The organism is Pandoraea oxalativorans (assembly GCF_000972785.3).
In the GTDB taxonomy this organism is placed as follows: Bacteria; Pseudomonadota; Gammaproteobacteria; order Burkholderiales; family Burkholderiaceae; genus Pandoraea; species Pandoraea oxalativorans.
This window is the reverse complement of sequence record NZ_CP011253.3, coordinates 5,118,241-5,134,529: the sequence shown is the minus strand read 5'-3', so window position 1 is coordinate 5,134,529 and position 16,289 is coordinate 5,118,241. Positions and strand designations below refer to the sequence as shown.

The window sequence follows — 16,289 nt, the reverse complement described above, 5'->3', positions numbered from 1 at the left end:
GAGGCTGGTTTGCCGGGGAATGGCGAACGGGTTTCGCGGCGGGATAAGTTGGTTATATGCCTGAAACGTCTACCAAGCCTTATTTACTGCGCGCGCTGTACGAGTGGTGTACCGACAATGGGTACACGCCGTATCTGGCCGTGCATGTCGATGCCAGAACGCGTGTTCCGCGCGAGTTTGTGAAAGATGGCGAGATCGTGCTGAACATCAGCTTCGACGCCACGAGCGGATTGCAGATGGGCAACGACTGGATTGAATTCAGCGCCCGCTTTGGCGGCATCTCGCAGAAGGTGGAAGTGCAGGTGCCGAACGTGCTCGCGATTTATGCCCGCGAGAACGGTCAGGGCATGGCGTTCCCGGTCGACAAGCAGGCGTCTGCGGACGAGAGCCCCGAGCTGGAAGCGGTGCCGACGGCGCAGGAGCCGGATGGCGACGACCCGGATCCTACGCGTCCCGGTGGCAATGGCGCGGCTGGCAGCAATGCCGGACGTGCGCATCTGAAGGTCGTGAAGTAATACGTCACGGCGGTGAGACGCGAGACTTTCGAGTGTCGCGTCGCGCTGCGAAATAACGTGCGATTTCGCACCGACAGGTAGTCGCAGTGACCGACGAATCGGTTACAATACACGACTTCGCCGGCTTAGCTCATCTGGTAGAGCAGTTGATTTGTAATCATCAGGTGGCGGGTTCGAGTCCTGCAGCCGGCACCAATAAAATCAAGGGGTTACAAGATTTATCTTGTAACCCCTTGTTCATTTTCAAAGCCGTGTAGGCATCATGTAGGCAATTCGTGCCGTCTTGGCCGCGCTTCACGGCTGCCGTCAGGGCGGGCATCGACCGAGCTGACCAGCTTGACCGGGTGTTTTCTCAATTGCGGCGGTCTCGCCGTTCCACCTGGCCAGCCAAATCTCTAATACCCCAATGTCGGTGCCCCAATAAGTGTCAGGCGTATGCGACTGTTCACTTTGACGACCGTGCGCGCGACAGCTTGATTTTTGTCGTCGCTTCCCTCCACGACGGCAGCACACTTACGACGCTTTTCCGCGAAAGCTTGGTCAGCCTGGTCATGGCGGTCGCGCACCATCATGCGGTTCTCTCTCGGTAGTCGGGCACAAATACCCCACCACCCCAGTCTTGCGCCCCCAGTGGCACCCCACCTGAAGATGGCTGTGTTCTGAGCGCGCCACGAAGGCGAAATGCTCAGGAACACAAAGGCAATTTCAGCAAACGACCACAGGGGAAATGATTATGCTGACGCAAGAAAAACTGACCGACCCGAGCGCATCCTTCATGCAAACCATGATGAGCCTCTTTTTCACTGACGAGGTCACACCTTACTCCGGTCGAAAAGAAGTCGAAGCGCTCCCGCCGATGGAAACAATGGTGCTCGGGTTGATGTGCCTGGAGCGGACGTACAACAGCGAACATTTTCCCAATCGTCTTCGCTTTAAGTACCGCTCGTTCAGCCCACGGGAATGCGGAATCTTCACCGAAGTCGGCATTCTCGGCCTGGTGCAGCGCGGATACCTGCGGCTCGCTTCGAAAAGAGCTGAAACAGCACTCAATGCGAGGGATGAAAATGTCTGGGGCCTCGGAAACGTACCGTTCGTCGTGACGGCGAAGGGTGCTCGCCGCATCGGCTACCTGGTCGCCGACCTCCGTGGCGGGCTCTACAAGGATGTCGTGAAGGAGTTGCAGGCCGAATCGCGCGAAGCTGCCAAAAGCTGGTGGGCCGATGTCCACGTCTCGATGCTGGGCTAAGTGCGGGCTGAAGCCACCGCGTTAGCGGTGGCTTCTCCAATTGACCAGACTGACCAGCTAGACCGGGAAACCTGTCAATTTGCCTGGTCAAGCATCTGCATCAAGTCGGCGGGGTGCTTCATCAGGTAATAGCTCCAGCGACCGTATCGGCTGTCGCGGTTCACGGCCTCGCACCACCGCTTGGCTGCTGCTTCTTTTACGAGAGCGTCGTCAATCACTTGCCCCTTGATTTCGACAACGAGCTTTTCACCCGACACCAGCTCGACGATGAAATCCGGCAAGTAGTTCCGCTTGGTTCCGTCTTTCCGATATGGCACGACGAAGCCGAGATGGTCGTTCTTGACCCAGGCTCGAACCTGCCGGTGCGTATCGAGGCAGTAGGCCGCGCTCTGCTCCAATTTCTTGGTGACCATGTGCGGGGGACGTCGCCCTTCAGGTCGCTTCGTTGAATAATGCTGGCGGCGTCATCCGTTCCAATCAGGATGTCGGGCTCGGCGGTGTGATGAACGGCGCTGGCCAGACGACGGCAGGGCGCAATCTGACGTTGGCGGCGATTGGCGACTACGTTAACTCTTCGGCCAACCTCCTACGCGCTGACGGTGTGCTGAAACTGACGTCCACGGGCCGGTTGACCAACACCGGGGCATTCAGCGCCCCCGGGACACTGGACATTCACGCTGCCGAGATCGTCAACGCAGCAAATGGCGGCTTCAATGCTGCGACGACACGCCTGAGCGCAGACGGCCTTTTCTCCAACGCGGGCAGCATTGGCGGTGACACCGTTCGGCTTCAGGCGGGAAGCTTCGTCAACACCAATGCTGTGTTGGGCAACGACGTACAGATTACCGCCAACGATATCGAGAACAACGGCGCGGCTGCCGTTATGGGCGGTGCGCAACGGCTCGCGCTGTATGGGACGAACGCCGTGTCGAACTACGACGGCGCGCTGATGTACAGCATGGGCGATATCGAAATCGGGCGTGACGGCACACGTGACGGCGCAGGCCTGCTTGCCAATCAGATTGCGGTGCTGAACAACCGTTCGGCGAACATCATCGCCGACGGCAATCTCGATATTGCGGCGCGTGTGGTGAACAACACGCGCACCAGCATCGTGACACAGCCGGGAACGCCGGAAACCACGACGAAGAGTTATAGCTTGTACACCGCCGGGCTGATCGGTGGAACGGAAACGCAAGCGCACACCAGCCTGACTTTCAAAGAGTGGAACTGGGGGGCGGGCGCGGCGCCTATCTCATCGGCGCTGCTGCAACACCTTGCTGCGCCAATCACCGTCGAGGTGCCGAAGTCACAAGTGACGAACCTGAACGCGACCGCCCAGACGTTTAGTTTGACGACGCCGCTCGAAGAGTCGTACCAAGACCTCACGACCGCGGGGCAGGGGCCTTGCGATGACCACGGTCAATGTCAGTCGACTACCAAAACGCGGGAAGTGGGTAAGAACCCCACGCAGTACTACAACAATATCGTCGACAACGGATCTGTTGATTTTCAGCAAATGTTGACCCGGGGGGGATGCGGCTATTTTCTTGGACTGTTTTACGTCGTTAACCCGAGGCTTTCACGGTACTCGATGGGGCTGAGATAGCCAAGGGAGCCCTTGATCCGCTTTTCGTTGTACCAGCGAATGTAGGCGTTCAGTGCCTCTACGAATTGCACGATGGTCGTCGAACGCCAGTCCCCTGGATAGAACATTTCGGTCTTCAGCCTTCCGAAGAATCCCTCACAGGCCGCATTGTCTGGTGAGCAGGCTTTACGCGACATGGATCGGATCAGATTAGCCTTTGCAACTCGCGATAGCCAGCCAGGCCAACGGTAGTGGCCACCCCGATCGGAATGTACGATCGGCTTCTCATCGTCCTCGGTCACGGTCTCGATAGCCGCATCTAACATGGTATTCACGAGCTCGGCGTCGGGGCTTGTGCCAATCGACCAACTGACTACCATGCCATCGAAGCAGTCGATCATCGGCGATAGATATACCTTCCCGGCCGGGATCTGGAACTCGGAGATATCCGTCAGCCACTTTTCGTTGGGGGCGGTAGCGTGGAAATCGCGATTGATGATGTTATCTGGGGCAGGGCTAATTTCCCCGACATAAGAACGATATCGGCGCCGCTTGGGCCTCGCCGCGTAGAGGCCGCCTTGTTTCATGAGGCGACGCACGACTTTCTCCGATAGAAACACGCGTTGTCTGCTGAGCGCTGCCTGCACCCGACGATAGCCGTAGGATCGGTGATTGTCCTCGAAGATTTCCGCAACGGTACGACGAACTTCGGCATATTTGTCGGCAACCCGCATGGGCGACCGATGGTAGAAATAGGAGCTGCGCGCCAAGTCCAGCTGCTCAAGCAGCTCAGCCAAAACGTACTGCTCTCTCAGGGCGTCAACCAGCGTCGTCTTCTCCCGGTTGCTCAGGAGTTGCAGGTCGACGCCCAGGTCTTTTTTTAGGTTCATCGCGCAATAGCGTGGAGGGATTTGACAAGTTTTCGTACTCTTGATGGCAGGAATTTGCCATCAGGAGTGCGTGGAGATGCTGGATCGCAAGCTGCTGGAGTCGCTGGGAGGCTGGCAGGGCTATGCCGTCGAACGCGTGGAGTGGCCCGAGGGCACAGGGCGCACGCTGTCGATCTATTTGAAGCCAACCGCCAAGGTGATGCTGTGCGAGCAGTGCGGCGCACGATGTCGCCAGGTCCATGAGACCACGGTGCGCCGGGTGCGAGATCTGCCGTTATTTGAGTACCGGGTTGTTCTTCATGTTCCACGCCGGCGCTTGTTGTGTGAGCAATGCGGTGGCCCGCGCCTGGAGCGGCTTACTTGGCTGGGTCGCTACCAGCGGGTGACGGATCGGCTTGCGGCGGCCTGCAGCCAATTGCTGCAATCGAGCAACGTGCAGGCGGTGGCGAGGTTCTTCGAGCTGGGTTGGCATACCGTCAAGACGCTGGACAAGGCCCGGCTCCGAGCGTCAGTGCGCGAACCGGATTGGTCCAGGATCGAGTATTTAGCGATGGACGAGTTCGCCCTGCATAAAGGGCATCGGTACGCGACGGTAGTCGTCGATCCGATCAGCAGGCAGGTGCTGTGGATCGGCCCAGGACGCTCACGCGAGACGGCTCGGGCGTTCTTCGAGCAATTGCCGCGTGGGGTCGCCCAACGCATCAAGGCCGTAGCCATCGACATGACTACGGCCTACGAGTTAGAAATCCAGGCCCACTGCCCACGGGCGGAGATCGTCTATGACTTGTTCCATGTCGTGGCCAAGTACGGACGAGAGGTCATTGATCGGGTGCGCGTGGATCAGGCCAACCAACTGCGCCAGGACCGTCCCGCGCGCCGGGTCATCAAATCGAGCCGCTGGCTGTTATTGCGCAACCGCGACAAGCTAGACCGGCAGCAGGCCGTCCGGCTCGACGAATTGCTGCAAGCCAACCAGCCGCTGCTGACGGTCTATGTCCTGAGGGACGAACTCAAGCGGCTCTGGTTCTACCGAAGACCTGCCTGGGCAAAACAAGCCTGGCACCACTGGTGCGAGCAGGCCGAGCAAAGCGGAATAGCCCCCTTGAACACCTTCGCTCAGCGTCTGAAAGGCTATCTGCATGGCATCCTGGCCAGATGCCGACATCGTCTAAACACCAGCATCGTTGAGGGCATTAACAACACTATCAAGGTCATTAAGCGGCGCGCCTACGGCTACCGAGACCAGGAATACTTCTTCCTCAAAATCCGCGCCGCCTTCCCCGGTAATGCTCAATGAACCCTTTTTTTAGGAGTTCATTCGCCTTCTTCAACAGGTCCTGTTCAAGCTGCAGATTGCGAATTTTGCGCTGGAGCGCTTCGACCTGCCGTTCCAGTTCGTCCCGATCTGTCTCTGCGGGCGAGCCTTTGTCGCGTTTCATGGATGCAGGAGCCTCTCGGCCGAGTAACTGGTTCTTCCAGTTGTACAGCGTCACCCTGTCGACGTCCAGCTTTCGGGCCACCGCCTCTGCACTTCCTTCCCGTGTGCACAGTTCGTACACCGCAGCCTGCTTGGACACCAATGAAGCAGTTGGTCGACCGGCCTTGCCAACCACGCATTTCCTGGTTTCCGGATAGCGCTCGCGAACCCACTCCGTTAGTATCTGGCGACAGGGATAGCCCAATGTCCTGAGGGTGAAGGCGAAGCAGCGCCCGTGGTTGACGTAATGCTCGAGTGCTACGTTCTTCTGTTCTTCTGAGTACTTCGGCTTTACGCGAACATACCCCCTCTGCAGATCGCCAATCTTCTCGAATTCGTTACACCACGCCTTGAGAGAATTCTTCGTCGGGTAACCCAACTGGCGAATGGTCGCTTTGCTGCGCTTCCCGAGTTTCAGGTACAGCTCGACCGCCCGAACGCGTTCTTGGTATGAATACATGGACTACCTTCAAAGTAGTCCAAGATTTTGTCCGCATCCCCAAAGGGTCAGTTCTTGGTGCACATCAACAGACACCAATTGTTGGGCGAATTCGGCCGGCACCCGGGCCTTGGGATCTGTGTGACGCCGACTCTCGTTGTAGTCCCCGTGCCATGCCTCGATGATCGCTTTCGCTTCGTCCAGCGTCTCGAACCAATGCAAGTTCAAACACCTATCACGGAATGATTCGTTAAGCGTCTCAATGTGGCAATTGTCCGTAGGCTTCGCTGGGCGACTGAAGCAGAATCCTCGATGCAGATCAATCCCGATCCTTCCCCCCAACCCACTCAATGCGCCGAGCATCCAGCCGGAGTTTGAGCGGTGCGTCGGCGTCGAGCTTCTTGGCGGTAATCATAAATTTCCATTTGCCTTCAGTGTCGGGTTGGCGAAAGAACGCCACCACGGCAACGTACTTCGTATCGTCCTCAATCGGCCGGGAGAAACTTAGGGCGCCGCCCGGCACCACCACGCCCGCCGTGCTCGCCAGACGCTCTCTTCCAAGCACTTCGCGATCCTGCCTGAGCAATTCGTCATACGACGCCGCGTCGAACGCTTTCCCATCCTTTAACTGATAGACACGAACCACCACCGACGTGGGCCTGCCCGCCTCATCAAAATTTAAAGCATCTCTTGCCTGAACGTCGATGTCGACGGACTCCACGCGCTTGTTAAACACGGCGTTAAACGCGTTCACCGTCCCGTTGGAAGCACTTTGCCAGAGCCCGCAGGCCGATAGCAGAAGCACGGGCAACAGGAGCGCAATCGACTTGCGGGCGAGCGGTGCGAATTTCGTCAAATTTCGATGATTCATGCGTTGGTGTAAGTGAGCAGTGGATTGGGTTTTGCGGCCGGAATGGCGCGATGCACACCCAAGGTGATTCGGATCTCGCGGCATGTATGACTCGGCAGCACGCATGTCCATCCGAGACGTGGCGCGTGCGTCGCATCCTCACCTCCGAGACGCAGCGCGGGCACCATCGTGGAAGACATGACCAGACGTACGTAGACGTCATCCGTTGTCCCCACGTAAAGCGCGATCATTGCCATGAGTTCGGCATGTAACACCGAACCAGGTAAAAGCGGTTCGACCTGCGACGCGTCGCCTATGTGTATCAGTGCCTCCACCGCGCCATGGCGATAAGTCAGACGCCTCCCCAGCACATAGTCCGAGCCCAGGCCGCGCGATCCGGCGATGTCGCCGGGACGGGCCGACGTAAGCGGCTTTGGTCTACCCGCTCCGATGGTCTTCGGGAAAAACTCTCTGACCTTGACGTCCATACCCGGCACAGTGACTGCCATTGCCCCGGCCAATCCTTCGGCCGTGCGTGAGCGCTGAATGAGCAGCCCGAGAATCGCGAGCATGCGCACCCCGGGCAACCCGGCTCGTCGGGGCTTGTCGCCGTCCGGAAACCCGGCCATACACAGCAGGTTGCGCGAGTGCTCATCGTCGCCCCCGGCGCGAAAGCTCTCGGCGTAGCGGTACTTCTTCCACCCCCGGTAGAGCAGGGTGACGGCACGATGATTGAACTGATCGAGGAAAGCGGCCGCGGCTTCATGCCCTTCCTCGCGCAGCGCGATGTCATCGATCATGTGCGATGGGACGAACGCATCCACGCCATATAGCCCCATGAACGTCGTGCGCAGCACGGGCGGCGAATTGGGCAGGTCCTCGTCCTGCTCGACGCTCACGACCTCCGCTGCGGGAAACCCCATACGCGGCCACGGAAGGAAGCGTGCGGCCTCATGGGCTGGCGAGTTCTGCGTGCCGATGCCCGGCGCCCATGGTGCGCGAAGCTCCAGCAGACGGCACAGTTGCATAAAGTTCATGCGCGGCGCGCGCTGTAACAACGCTTTCATCCACGCGTCTTTTGCGGGCATGTCTCGTGCCGTCACAGTGGATTCCGATACGTCTTGCTGCGTGGCCAGTCGATGCGTGTTTGCGACGGAAGACTGATCAGCGTGAGTCGGGTAAACAGATTGATCTCGGCGTACATCTCGAAGAAGCGGTGCAGCAGCTCGCCAAATAGCATCAGATCGCCTTCGCCGGTAAACGCGTGAGCGTCGAGCGTCACTTCGATATGCGCACCCCGCTCGACCGCCCCGCCCGACACTTCTTCGACCAGCGATTGAGAAACGTGGCGAATGCCATCGAGCCGTCGCCGGTTCAACGCGCTGTGCTCCGTGTCCGTCCAGTCATACAGCGCGAGTGCGCCGCGCAGCACTTCCGCGTCCATGAGCGAAAGAAAGTTCGGTGCCAGATGCGAGAGCACGCGCCACTGAAACCGGTCGCTGGTCGGGGGATACAACGGTGCCGTGGGGGCGACGAGATTCTGCACGCCTGCGACGTTCGGGGTGTTCGATACCAACTCGCACAAACTGGCCGAGCGTAGCGACTTGCGCGGGACCATTCCGTTGGTCCCCGTCAGTTGTAATGACAAACTCTCTTCCGGCAAGGTCTCCATCGTGTCCCACGCGTGTCCGCCCAGCACAAGCCAGGTTTCCTGATGGCCCGAGACACCGGCGCGCACGCGCGTATGGAAATAGCGCTCCGGCGCTTCGTGGCGAAGCATGCCGCCGCGGTGCCTGAACGTCGAGAACGGGACATGCCGGTACCGCATCGCAGATGTCTGATCAAACGCTTCGACGGAATCCACCGAGTAGATTTCGGTGTGCGCGCCGAATTGCCCCGCCGGTCGCACACGGTATTCGGCGTCGTGGTGATTGATGTCGATGGGCTCGGCATCGAGCGAAAACAGATTGATCGCCGGTGTGCAAAACAGGCGCACATTCTGGGCGTCGAATGGCTGATCGGCGGGATACGGCTCAGATAGCACGAACTCAAGCTCGAAACGGTCGGACGCCGCGGGCAGGCTGGCGATATCGAAGCCGCAAAGCTCCACGAACAGGAACTTCTCCCGAAATGAGAAGTACTCCAAGAGCAACTGATATCCGGAGAACGCATTCTCCGCCTTCGGCCAGAGTCTCTCGTCGGCAGAGAATCCTGCCAGCTTCACTGCAATGCCAGCGATCGGCACTGCTTCTCCTTGACGAATTTCGGGGACACGGCACAGCACCGTGTCGACCTGACGCGTGAGCGCAAGATGCGTCGCGAAGGCCGTGGGAGAGTCGGCGCTGAGGAACAAACGCAATCGCGACAGATCTGTCTCGTCGCGCCGCGCCGCAGTGTCGATGACGAAACCCAGGCGAATGACCGAGCGGCCGTCATACCGTACCTCCGGCTTCGCATGGCTGATCTGGATCGGATGAAGCGCGACGGGTTGTGTCGTCCGGTACTCGCATTGCATCCGTCGCTGCACTTCGCCCTCCTGCGCGCCCGGTATCGCGATGGGCGATGAGCGAATCACGACACCCGGCTCGATGACTTCGGTGCCCTGCACCTTTCCTGTCGAGGGCTGAAGCGCCACGACGGACAGAGACGGGATCATGCGCAAGTAGTGAGGCCATAGCAGGCTCACCAGTCCTTCCGTGAGTTCGGGGAGTTCGTCGTCGAGCTTCTGACGCAGTCGTCCGGTCAGGAAGGCAAAGCCTTCATAGAGTCGCTCGACGTAGGGGTCCAGCGCACCCACGCGGTCCATGTTGAGCATACGGGCGCGGTCCGGATGGGCGCGGGAAAATTCCTTACCTGCCTCGCGGAGGTAGCGCATTTCCGCTTCGTAGTAACGCAGGGTGGGATCGTCTTTCGTCATGAGAAGGGGCGTTAAGCGTTAGTCAGTGCACGAGCGGGATCGAGCACGGTCATTTCTGCCTGCAGTTCGGCGATGCGGCGCGCCAGTGCGATGTGGTCGGCATCTTTACGCGCCGCCGCGGTCTTGAGACCGCGCACCAGTTGCTGCTTGACATGAAAGGCGAGATAGGGCTCCCATTGCGTTACCGAGACGGCACGCGCGCTCGCATCCAGTTCGGTGAGCAATGCGACGGTGGCGTCGGCGCGGCCAGCCTGCTCAGCCACACTCGCCATCAATAGCCGCTGCAAGAAACGATGCCGTTGTGATGTCACGCCGGGCAAGGCGTCGAGCCAGGCGATCGCTGCGTCAAGGCCTTCGGCGTTCGCTTTTTCGTGCGCCTGAGCTTCGATCTCGGACCAGTCGCCGGTACTCTCCCCCGAGCTGCTCAACGAGACGGGTAACGGCGCAGGACTTTCCCCAGCGGCGAGATTGCGAACGACGGCGTGCGTGGCGAGCCAGTCGAGCGTCGCGTCGTCGGCAAACGGCGTACGGTCATCGAACGTCAGGCGCTCGATATCCGGGAGTCGCTCCAGAAGCAATGCGACGTCGGTACGCAAAATGTCACGCCATCCGCCATAGGGATGCCCTGCATGCTCAAGCGCGAGGTGCTGGAAATACTGGAGGTCGAACCAGAAGTGGTTGGCATCCTGCACATAGGCGTCCTCCACGCGCTCGAGAATCTCCGTCCATTGACGCTGCAACACCAGACGTTTGAGATGCTGACGGAGTTCGGCGCGGGGTGGCGGCAGACGCGTCCGGCCATTGTTGTCGGCAGGAGGAAGCTCCTGCAATGTGTCCCAACGAACGCTGCGCACCAACCGTGCGGCGCTCAGATAGCCGCCCTCCCGATCGCGGAGCCAGTTGGCCATGGCACGCGCCTGATCGAGCAGATCGTGTGACGAGGCGATGGCTTTGACGGCGCGCATGGCGGATGAAATCGGCGCCGCTTCGGTTGTCGCCGGTGCCGCGCGTTTCGCGGCGTGCGGCGTATCGCCGACATCTTTGCTTTCCAGCAACGCCACGAGCGGCTGCAAATTCGGGCGCACGTTCTCCGACCACTTTCCTACGTGCCCGAGAAGCACATCGAGGGCGGCGAGCGCTCTCTCGCGGTCCTCATCGGCGAAGCGGTCAAACGTCGACAGGCATTCGAAGGTCCGCGGTGTCACCAGCATCTCAAGCGCACCTTTGCGGGCTTCCACGCGTGCGGGCAGCACCGTTTCACCGAACCGGTCGACGAGTGCCGCGATCAGTTCCAGCCCGTCGGTGAACCCGCCGGTGCCGTCCCGCCGCATTCGTGCGAGTGCGTAATAGCCCGCCACGCGCAAATCCTTGCCGATCTCCACGACGAGGCGCTCGCAATGGTCGACGATCACCGTGTCGTCGATGCCGCCGAGCTTGCCCGACTCGTCCTTGATGATGAAGAAGGCATCCTCATAGCCAGGATCGCGCCCGGCGGGGGCAGTCTCGGAGATGGGGCGTAACCATGCGTTCCAGGTATCCAGCCGCGCACGCGCAAATTGTTCTGCGTGGCGGATGGACGGAATCAGTCGATTCAAGAGGCCTGCGAGCATCAATTGACTCCCGCACCGGACGTACGCGCATTCACCCTGCGCGGCGAATTGGAAGGTCTCGTCGACCCCGTCGCGAAAATACGGGGCGGAAGGGTGAAGTGCCTCAGTTGAAGGACTTCAAGCGGACCCGAACCGGCTTCGCTTCGCATCTGCACGCGCAAAGGGACGCCCGAGGTCTGGTCCGGCGTCCAGGTGAGTAGATAGCGCGCGCTGTCCTGCTGGTCGACGCGAGCGCGTTCAAGTAGCCGGATGAGCCCGAAGCGGCCTTGCGCGTCCAGCGACGACTGCAACCCGCTTCGAGCGGTTTGCCACTCCACGCGCGTGACGTTCTCCAGCGTCTGGCCGGGCCATTCGAAGGGCATCCACGCTTCCTTCTGATTGAAGTAGTGGAGGTTCCGGCCGGAGAGGACGAACCGCACGTCGGTGATGCCCGGCGCGGGAACGCCGCGCAACTCGAAGCGCACATGGCCGTCGCCCGAGGGGAACATGACGGTCGCCGCGCGCGTAAGCCTGTTCAGCGCGACGAGATACTGAGGGTCCAGCGACAGGCCACCCTGATTCGGCCCCTGCGTCGCGACCCAGCGATCGCCTTGCCGCTCGATTACGCCTGCCAGTTGTGTCGCGACGAACTGCGCGACGACACCGCCGTCCGGTCGCATGAAGCGCGCCATTTCCGGCAGTGAAGCGTCGTTGTCCGAGTCGGCGAACGGATAGCGTCCGCCGAAGGTCGCCTGCCAATCGGCCACGACGGCGTTGCGCCAAATCTCGTTCAGGTTCGCAGCGGCGGGTTGCACTACCACTTGCCATGCCTGATCGAGCGGGGCTTGGAGTACCGCGCCGAAGCCCGCCCATTGCCCGCCGAGACTTGCAGCCACGCGTGTGGCGTAGTCGCGACTGTCCGCGATCTCCGACGTCTTGCCCTGCAACACCGCCTGCGCGGCGATGCGGGCCATGGCGTCGGGATCCGGCGCCGAGGCCATCTGCTGCAACCTCAAGCGCATTGCGGTGGTTCGTTCGAGATAGCGAGCGAGGGTGAGATCGCTCGTGCCAGCCAAAGCCGACGTTCCCGGCGCGCTGCCCGCACTCGTTAAATCTCTCCCGGTGAGTCGCAGGATCGGGCCGAACGCATTGGCGAGCGGAACGACCGACGCGGGCTCGCGCAGTGACGGATCGACATCGCGGCCCACGAGCTGGTGGGCTTTATCGAGCAGGCCGTCTGCGAGCGACTGTTTGGTGACGCCGGTGTTTGCCTGATAGTTGATCGCCTCCATGAGCGCAACCATCGGCGAGCGCTGCGGATCGCCGAGCAGAAGCAATTGGTCGACGGTGCCCGTGAGCGACGACGCGTGTTGCCAGCGCAAGCTGTTGAGAAAGTCTGCCCACGCGCGGGCGAAATCGTCGAAGTAACGTTGACGCAGAGCGATCTCGAGCGCCGACGTATTCGGCACATCGCGCTCGACATCCGACAGCACCCAATCGCCGGTGACATCCTGTCGCCTGCTGGCGTCGTCGATCGCTCGCGAAATACGCTCTTCGTACGCTGCGCGGGTGAATACGCCGGGGAGGGTATGCGTAGTTGTGAAGAGCCCGCGGCTGCTGGTGTCGCCGAGCAAACTGGCGAGCGTGACGGGCGGGTACTTCGCCTGTGCGTCTTCGACGATCTTGTCGTAGAGCATGTCGGCGGAATTCTGGATCCCGCGCACGCTGATGATCGTCTGTCGCGTGGCGTCGACGAGACCCTGGTCGACGGGCGTGGCGAGCGAAATGCCGTTGCGTGTCGTGCCGAGATGAGACGCCATGAAGGCGAGCGTTTGCGAACGTAGATCGCTCCACGCTCCCGGGGACATACCGGGGAGATGCGGTTGAAGCGGTACCTGCGTTCCCAGCAACAGTGGCTTGAGGAGGTCCGCGTTGGCGTGGGCGGTGTTGGCCAGCATCAAGTAGGCTTCCAGCGTGTTGTGCGCGGCGTCGGCTTGCACGTTGTCGCTGTCCGCAATTTCGGCGTCCGACAGCGACGTCAGGCGCATCAGGCGAGTTTCGAGCTCGCGTTTGACCGGTAACAGGACCACTGTTCGTGCGGCGCTGACGTACTGCGGCCACATGGCGTTGAGCAGGGCGCTATCTTGATTCAATCCGAAACGAGTCGACCAGGGGGCACCCTCGCGTTCACGGACTTCGAACGTATCCATCTGGCGGCCGAGGTTGTCTAACGCCTGCATCTGCTGCGTCTGGTCCGACGCGCGATGCCATAGGGCGAGGGCGTCTTGTGTCGCCTTGTTGGCGGCGCGGTTGTGCAGGCCGGACAGGTTGACACCCAGAATCCAGACGAACAATACGGCTGTGACTGTCCACGCGACGATGCTCGAGAGTGAGAGACCGACGCGTCGTCCGCGCACTTTGCGGCTATGCGTACCGATCAGGTCCCAGAGCTTTCGATGATTAACGGCCGAGGTTGTCGAGCGATGTTGCGACGCCTGCGTTTCAGGTATCGAGGTTGCCAAGTGGGCGTTCGCGGGGCCGAGCGGCGCAAACAACAGGCCGTGAACGGAATGACGCCAGAATCGCGATGCGGCAGTTTGGGAGACCAACGCGGACAACGCACTGTGCATACGCGCAATGTGCTGAGCGAGGCCCGCCGCGGTGCGTCGGGTAGCGTCGGTGCTCAGGCGAGCCACGCCGGCGTCGGCAAGTCGTCCGGACAGCGCGGTTAGCGACGCTTCAATTCCCTTCGCGCCGTCAGCCCGAACGCGCTCGGCGGTCCAGGTCAGGCCGATGGCGTCGTCGGCGTGCTGCTCGTCATCGCCCTGATCGGTGACATCGAGCAGATAGACGGGCGCCGCCCAGCGAAGCGCACGCGCGAACCGGGAGATGTGGGATGCGAGGGTCTCGGGCGGGAGCAGGGTATGCGCTGACCCGTCAGCGGCATGGGCGGTGAGTGCGACGACGGCGTCGATTGGGCGACGACGTCGCAGACGCCGAATCTGCGTGAGCCATTCGCGATCGTTGGCAGCAAGCTCGTCTGGGACATAGAGCAAGACGGAATCGGTCGTTAGCAGGAACCCCGTCGAGACCGACGCGGGCGAGAGACGCTTTACGAGCTGCTCGTCCCCAGTGACGAGGATCCAGCGTTCGCGATATCGCCAGCGACGGCCGTGGCGGTTGCGGAGCGCGTTTTGGAGAGAGCTGGAACGCAATCTGGCGGAGCTAACGTCTTCGGACGTTGACGCCAAATGACGGCCGAACCCTCGATCTTGCGCGGCTTGCTTGACTGCTCGCCAAGCGTTCGAGATACGCGAGCCGTCAGCGAAGCTGAAGATGAGCAGAATCACCACAAACGCGACACATAGGAAAGCAATCGCGGGACCTCGCTCCTCCGTGGAGAGCCCGATGGACTCGGGTGGAGCGGCCCCATGAAACACCGGACACAGCGACCCACTTACAATAACGGGTAGGCATAAGACTGTGTTTTTGACTAACACCAAGCAGGAAGTGATGGAAGTGTTGACGGGCCCAGAGCGCCGGCGTCGCTGGACGGCGGAGCAGAAACTGTCGATGGTTCGCGAGAGTTTCGAACCGGGAAAATCGGTTTCAATGGTCGCGCGCCATTACGGCGTGAACCCGAACCAGCTATTCCACTGGCGCAAGCTGTACCAGGACGGTAGCCTGTCAGCGGTCAAGGCTGGCGAAGAAGTGGTTCCGGCATCGGAGTTGGCTGATGCGCTCAAGCAGATTCGCGAGCTGCAACGGATGCTCGGCAAAAAAACAATGGAGAACGAGATTCTCCGGGAAGCAGTTGAATACAGCCGAGCAAAAAAATGGATAGCGCACTCGCCCTTGCTGCCGGAGGACGGCCAGTGAAACTGGTCTGTGAAGTTCTCGGCGTGTCGCGCTCGAACGTATCGGCACGACTGTCGCGTCCGGCGACGTGGCGCGATGGCCGGCAATCAAGGCCGACCGACGACGAAACTGTAGTCGAGGAAATCCGCCGTGTCGTCGGCGATTTGCCCAGCTATGGCTACCGGCGGGTTTGGGGCACGTTGCGCAACGAGCGCGTTGCAGTTGGACTGGCGCCGTTCAATGCCAAGCGCATTTATCGCATCATGCGAACGCATGGGCTGCTGACGCAGCGCCGACCGATTGCGCCGCGAGCCCACCGTCGACATGATGGCAAAGTGGCCGTCGCGCGCAGCAATCAGCGATGGTGCTCGGACGGCTTCGAGTTCCGCTGCGACAACGGCGAGCCGCTGCGTGTGACGTTTGCGCTGGATTGCTGCGACCGAGAAGCGATGAGCTGGGCGGCGACGACAGCAGGCCACAGCGGCGACATTGTGCGCGACGTGATGCTGGCCGCAGTGGAAAATCGGTTCGGCAACGAGGTGCATACGCCGTCCGAAATCGAGTGGCTGAGCGACAATGGTTCGGGCTATACGGCTGACGATACGCGCCGGTTTGCGATGAACATCGGACTAAAGCCATTGACCACGCCCGTGTGCAGTCCGCAAAGTAACGGCATGGCCGAGAGCTTCGTGAAAACGATGAAGCGCGACTACGTCGCCTTCATGCCGAAGCCGGATGCTGCAACCGCTGCTCACAATCTGGCCATTGCATTTGAGCATTACAACGAGAAGCACCCCCATAGCGCGCTGAAATACCGCTCGCCTCGCGAGTTCCGGCGCTCGATGGATTCAGCAACCTTAGTGTGATGGTGTGTCCGGTTTTACAGGGTCAACTCCATCGGGCCGTAGCCAGACAAGCAG

The 16,289-nt window shown here is 60.7% G+C and carries 10 protein-coding genes, 1 tRNA gene and 4 pseudogenes; 6 read left to right on the top strand and 9 right to left on the bottom strand.

Features of this window, described 5'->3' with window-relative positions:
* Positions 1-56 precede the first annotated feature (56 nt).
* The 3 genes from MB84_RS22625 (at position 57) to MB84_RS22615 (ending at position 1,761) form a co-directional block, all read left to right on the top strand.
* Positions 57-515 carry a ClpXP protease specificity-enhancing factor gene (locus MB84_RS22625; protein WP_046289977.1) on the top strand — a complete coding sequence of 153 codons (459 nt, stop codon included), beginning with the start codon at positions 57-59 and terminating at the stop codon, positions 513-515.
* A gap of 119 nt (positions 516-634) precedes the next feature.
* Positions 635-710, top strand: a tRNA-Thr gene (locus MB84_RS22620).
* Between the two features lie 538 nt (positions 711-1,248).
* Positions 1,249-1,761, top strand: a complete 513-nt coding sequence (locus MB84_RS22615; RefSeq protein ID WP_046289976.1) for a hypothetical protein — start codon at positions 1,249-1,251, stop codon at positions 1,759-1,761.
* A gap of 74 nt (positions 1,762-1,835) precedes the next feature.
* Here MB84_RS22615 and MB84_RS22610 read toward each other — a convergent pair.
* Positions 1,836-2,168, bottom strand: a pseudogene (locus tag MB84_RS22610) (restriction endonuclease); the annotation flags it as partial.
* A gap of 194 nt (positions 2,169-2,362) precedes the next feature.
* Here MB84_RS22610 and MB84_RS22605 point away from each other — a divergent pair.
* Entirely contained in the window at positions 2,363-3,370 is a 1,008-nt protein-coding gene (locus MB84_RS22605; protein ID WP_245725437.1) for a hypothetical protein, read from the top strand.
* Here MB84_RS22605 and MB84_RS22600 read toward each other — a convergent pair.
* Positions 3,322-4,233 (bottom strand): annotated as a pseudogene (locus MB84_RS22600) (IS3 family transposase); the annotation flags it as partial. The gene MB84_RS22605 and the pseudogene MB84_RS22600 overlap by 49 nt on opposite strands.
* An 82-nt stretch (positions 4,234-4,315) precedes the next feature.
* On the opposite strand from MB84_RS22600, the gene MB84_RS22595 reads away from it, so the two are divergent.
* Positions 4,316-5,536, top strand: coding sequence for an ISL3 family transposase (locus tag MB84_RS22595; protein ID WP_046289972.1), 1,221 nt, complete (start codon positions 4,316-4,318; stop codon positions 5,534-5,536).
* Positions 5,537-5,540: 4 nt separating this feature from the next.
* Here MB84_RS22595 and MB84_RS22590 read toward each other — a convergent pair.
* The 7 genes and pseudogenes from MB84_RS22590 to MB84_RS22565 all read right to left on the bottom strand — a co-directional run.
* Positions 5,541-6,176 (bottom strand): annotated as a pseudogene (locus MB84_RS22590) (IS3 family transposase); the annotation flags it as partial.
* A gap of 9 nt (positions 6,177-6,185) precedes the next feature.
* A pseudogene (locus MB84_RS29165) lies at positions 6,186-6,455 on the bottom strand (integrase core domain-containing protein); the annotation flags it as partial.
* A 19-nt stretch (positions 6,456-6,474) separates the two neighbouring features.
* Positions 6,475-7,011, bottom strand: coding sequence for a type VI secretion system lipoprotein TssJ (gene tssJ / locus MB84_RS22585; RefSeq protein ID WP_245725436.1), 537 nt, complete (start codon positions 7,009-7,011; stop codon positions 6,475-6,477).
* A gap of 11 nt (positions 7,012-7,022) precedes the next feature.
* Positions 7,023-8,093: a type VI secretion system baseplate subunit TssG gene (gene tssG, locus MB84_RS22580; protein ID WP_046289970.1), complete on the bottom strand. Its 1,071-nt coding sequence runs from the start codon at positions 8,091-8,093 to the stop codon at positions 7,023-7,025.
* Positions 8,094-8,104: 11 nt separating this feature from the next.
* On the bottom strand, positions 8,105-9,922 hold the full coding sequence (gene tssF / locus MB84_RS22575; protein WP_046289969.1) for a type VI secretion system baseplate subunit TssF: 1,818 nt from the start codon (positions 9,920-9,922) through the stop codon (positions 8,105-8,107).
* 11 nt (positions 9,923-9,933) lie between these two features.
* On the bottom strand, positions 9,934-11,532 hold the full coding sequence (gene tssA, locus MB84_RS22570; RefSeq protein WP_046289968.1) for a type VI secretion system protein TssA: 1,599 nt from the start codon (positions 11,530-11,532) through the stop codon (positions 9,934-9,936).
* On the bottom strand, positions 11,532-14,567 hold the full coding sequence (locus MB84_RS22565) for an ImcF-related family protein (protein ID WP_245725435.1): 3,036 nt from the start codon (positions 14,565-14,567) through the stop codon (positions 11,532-11,534). The genes tssA and MB84_RS22565 overlap by 1 nt, the downstream gene beginning before the upstream one ends.
* 457 nt (positions 14,568-15,024) lie before the next feature.
* Here MB84_RS22565 and MB84_RS22555 point away from each other — a divergent pair.
* Positions 15,025-16,235, top strand: a protein-coding gene (locus MB84_RS22555) for an IS3 family transposase (protein ID WP_157122856.1) whose coding sequence is annotated in 2 segments (ribosomal slippage) — positions 15,025-15,340 and positions 15,340-16,235 — 1,212 coding nt in all. Because the reading frame shifts where the segments join, the coding sequence is not laid out codon by codon here.
* The last annotated feature ends 54 nt before the right edge of the window (positions 16,236-16,289 follow it).

What these genes read in the sequence shown, in the direction of transcription:
- MB84_RS22625 (WP_046289977.1), top strand. Translation starts at nt 57, where the DNA reads ATGCCTGAAACGTCTACCAAGCCTTATTTACTGCGCGCGCTGTACGAG.
- MB84_RS22615 (WP_046289976.1), top strand. Translation starts at nt 1,249, where the DNA reads ATGCTGACGCAAGAAAAACTGACCGACCCGAGCGCATCCTTCATGCAA.
- MB84_RS22595 (WP_046289972.1), top strand. Translation starts at nt 4,316, where the DNA reads ATGCTGGATCGCAAGCTGCTGGAGTCGCTGGGAGGCTGGCAGGGCTAT.
- tssF (WP_046289969.1), bottom strand. Translation starts at nt 9,922, where the DNA reads ATGACGAAAGACGATCCCACCCTGCGTTACTACGAAGCGGAAATGCGC.
- tssG (WP_046289970.1), bottom strand. Translation starts at nt 8,093, where the DNA reads ATGCCCGCAAAAGACGCGTGGATGAAAGCGTTGTTACAGCGCGCGCCG.
- tssA (WP_046289968.1), bottom strand. Translation starts at nt 11,532, where the DNA reads ATGCTCGCAGGCCTCTTGAATCGACTGATTCCGTCCATCCGCCACGCA.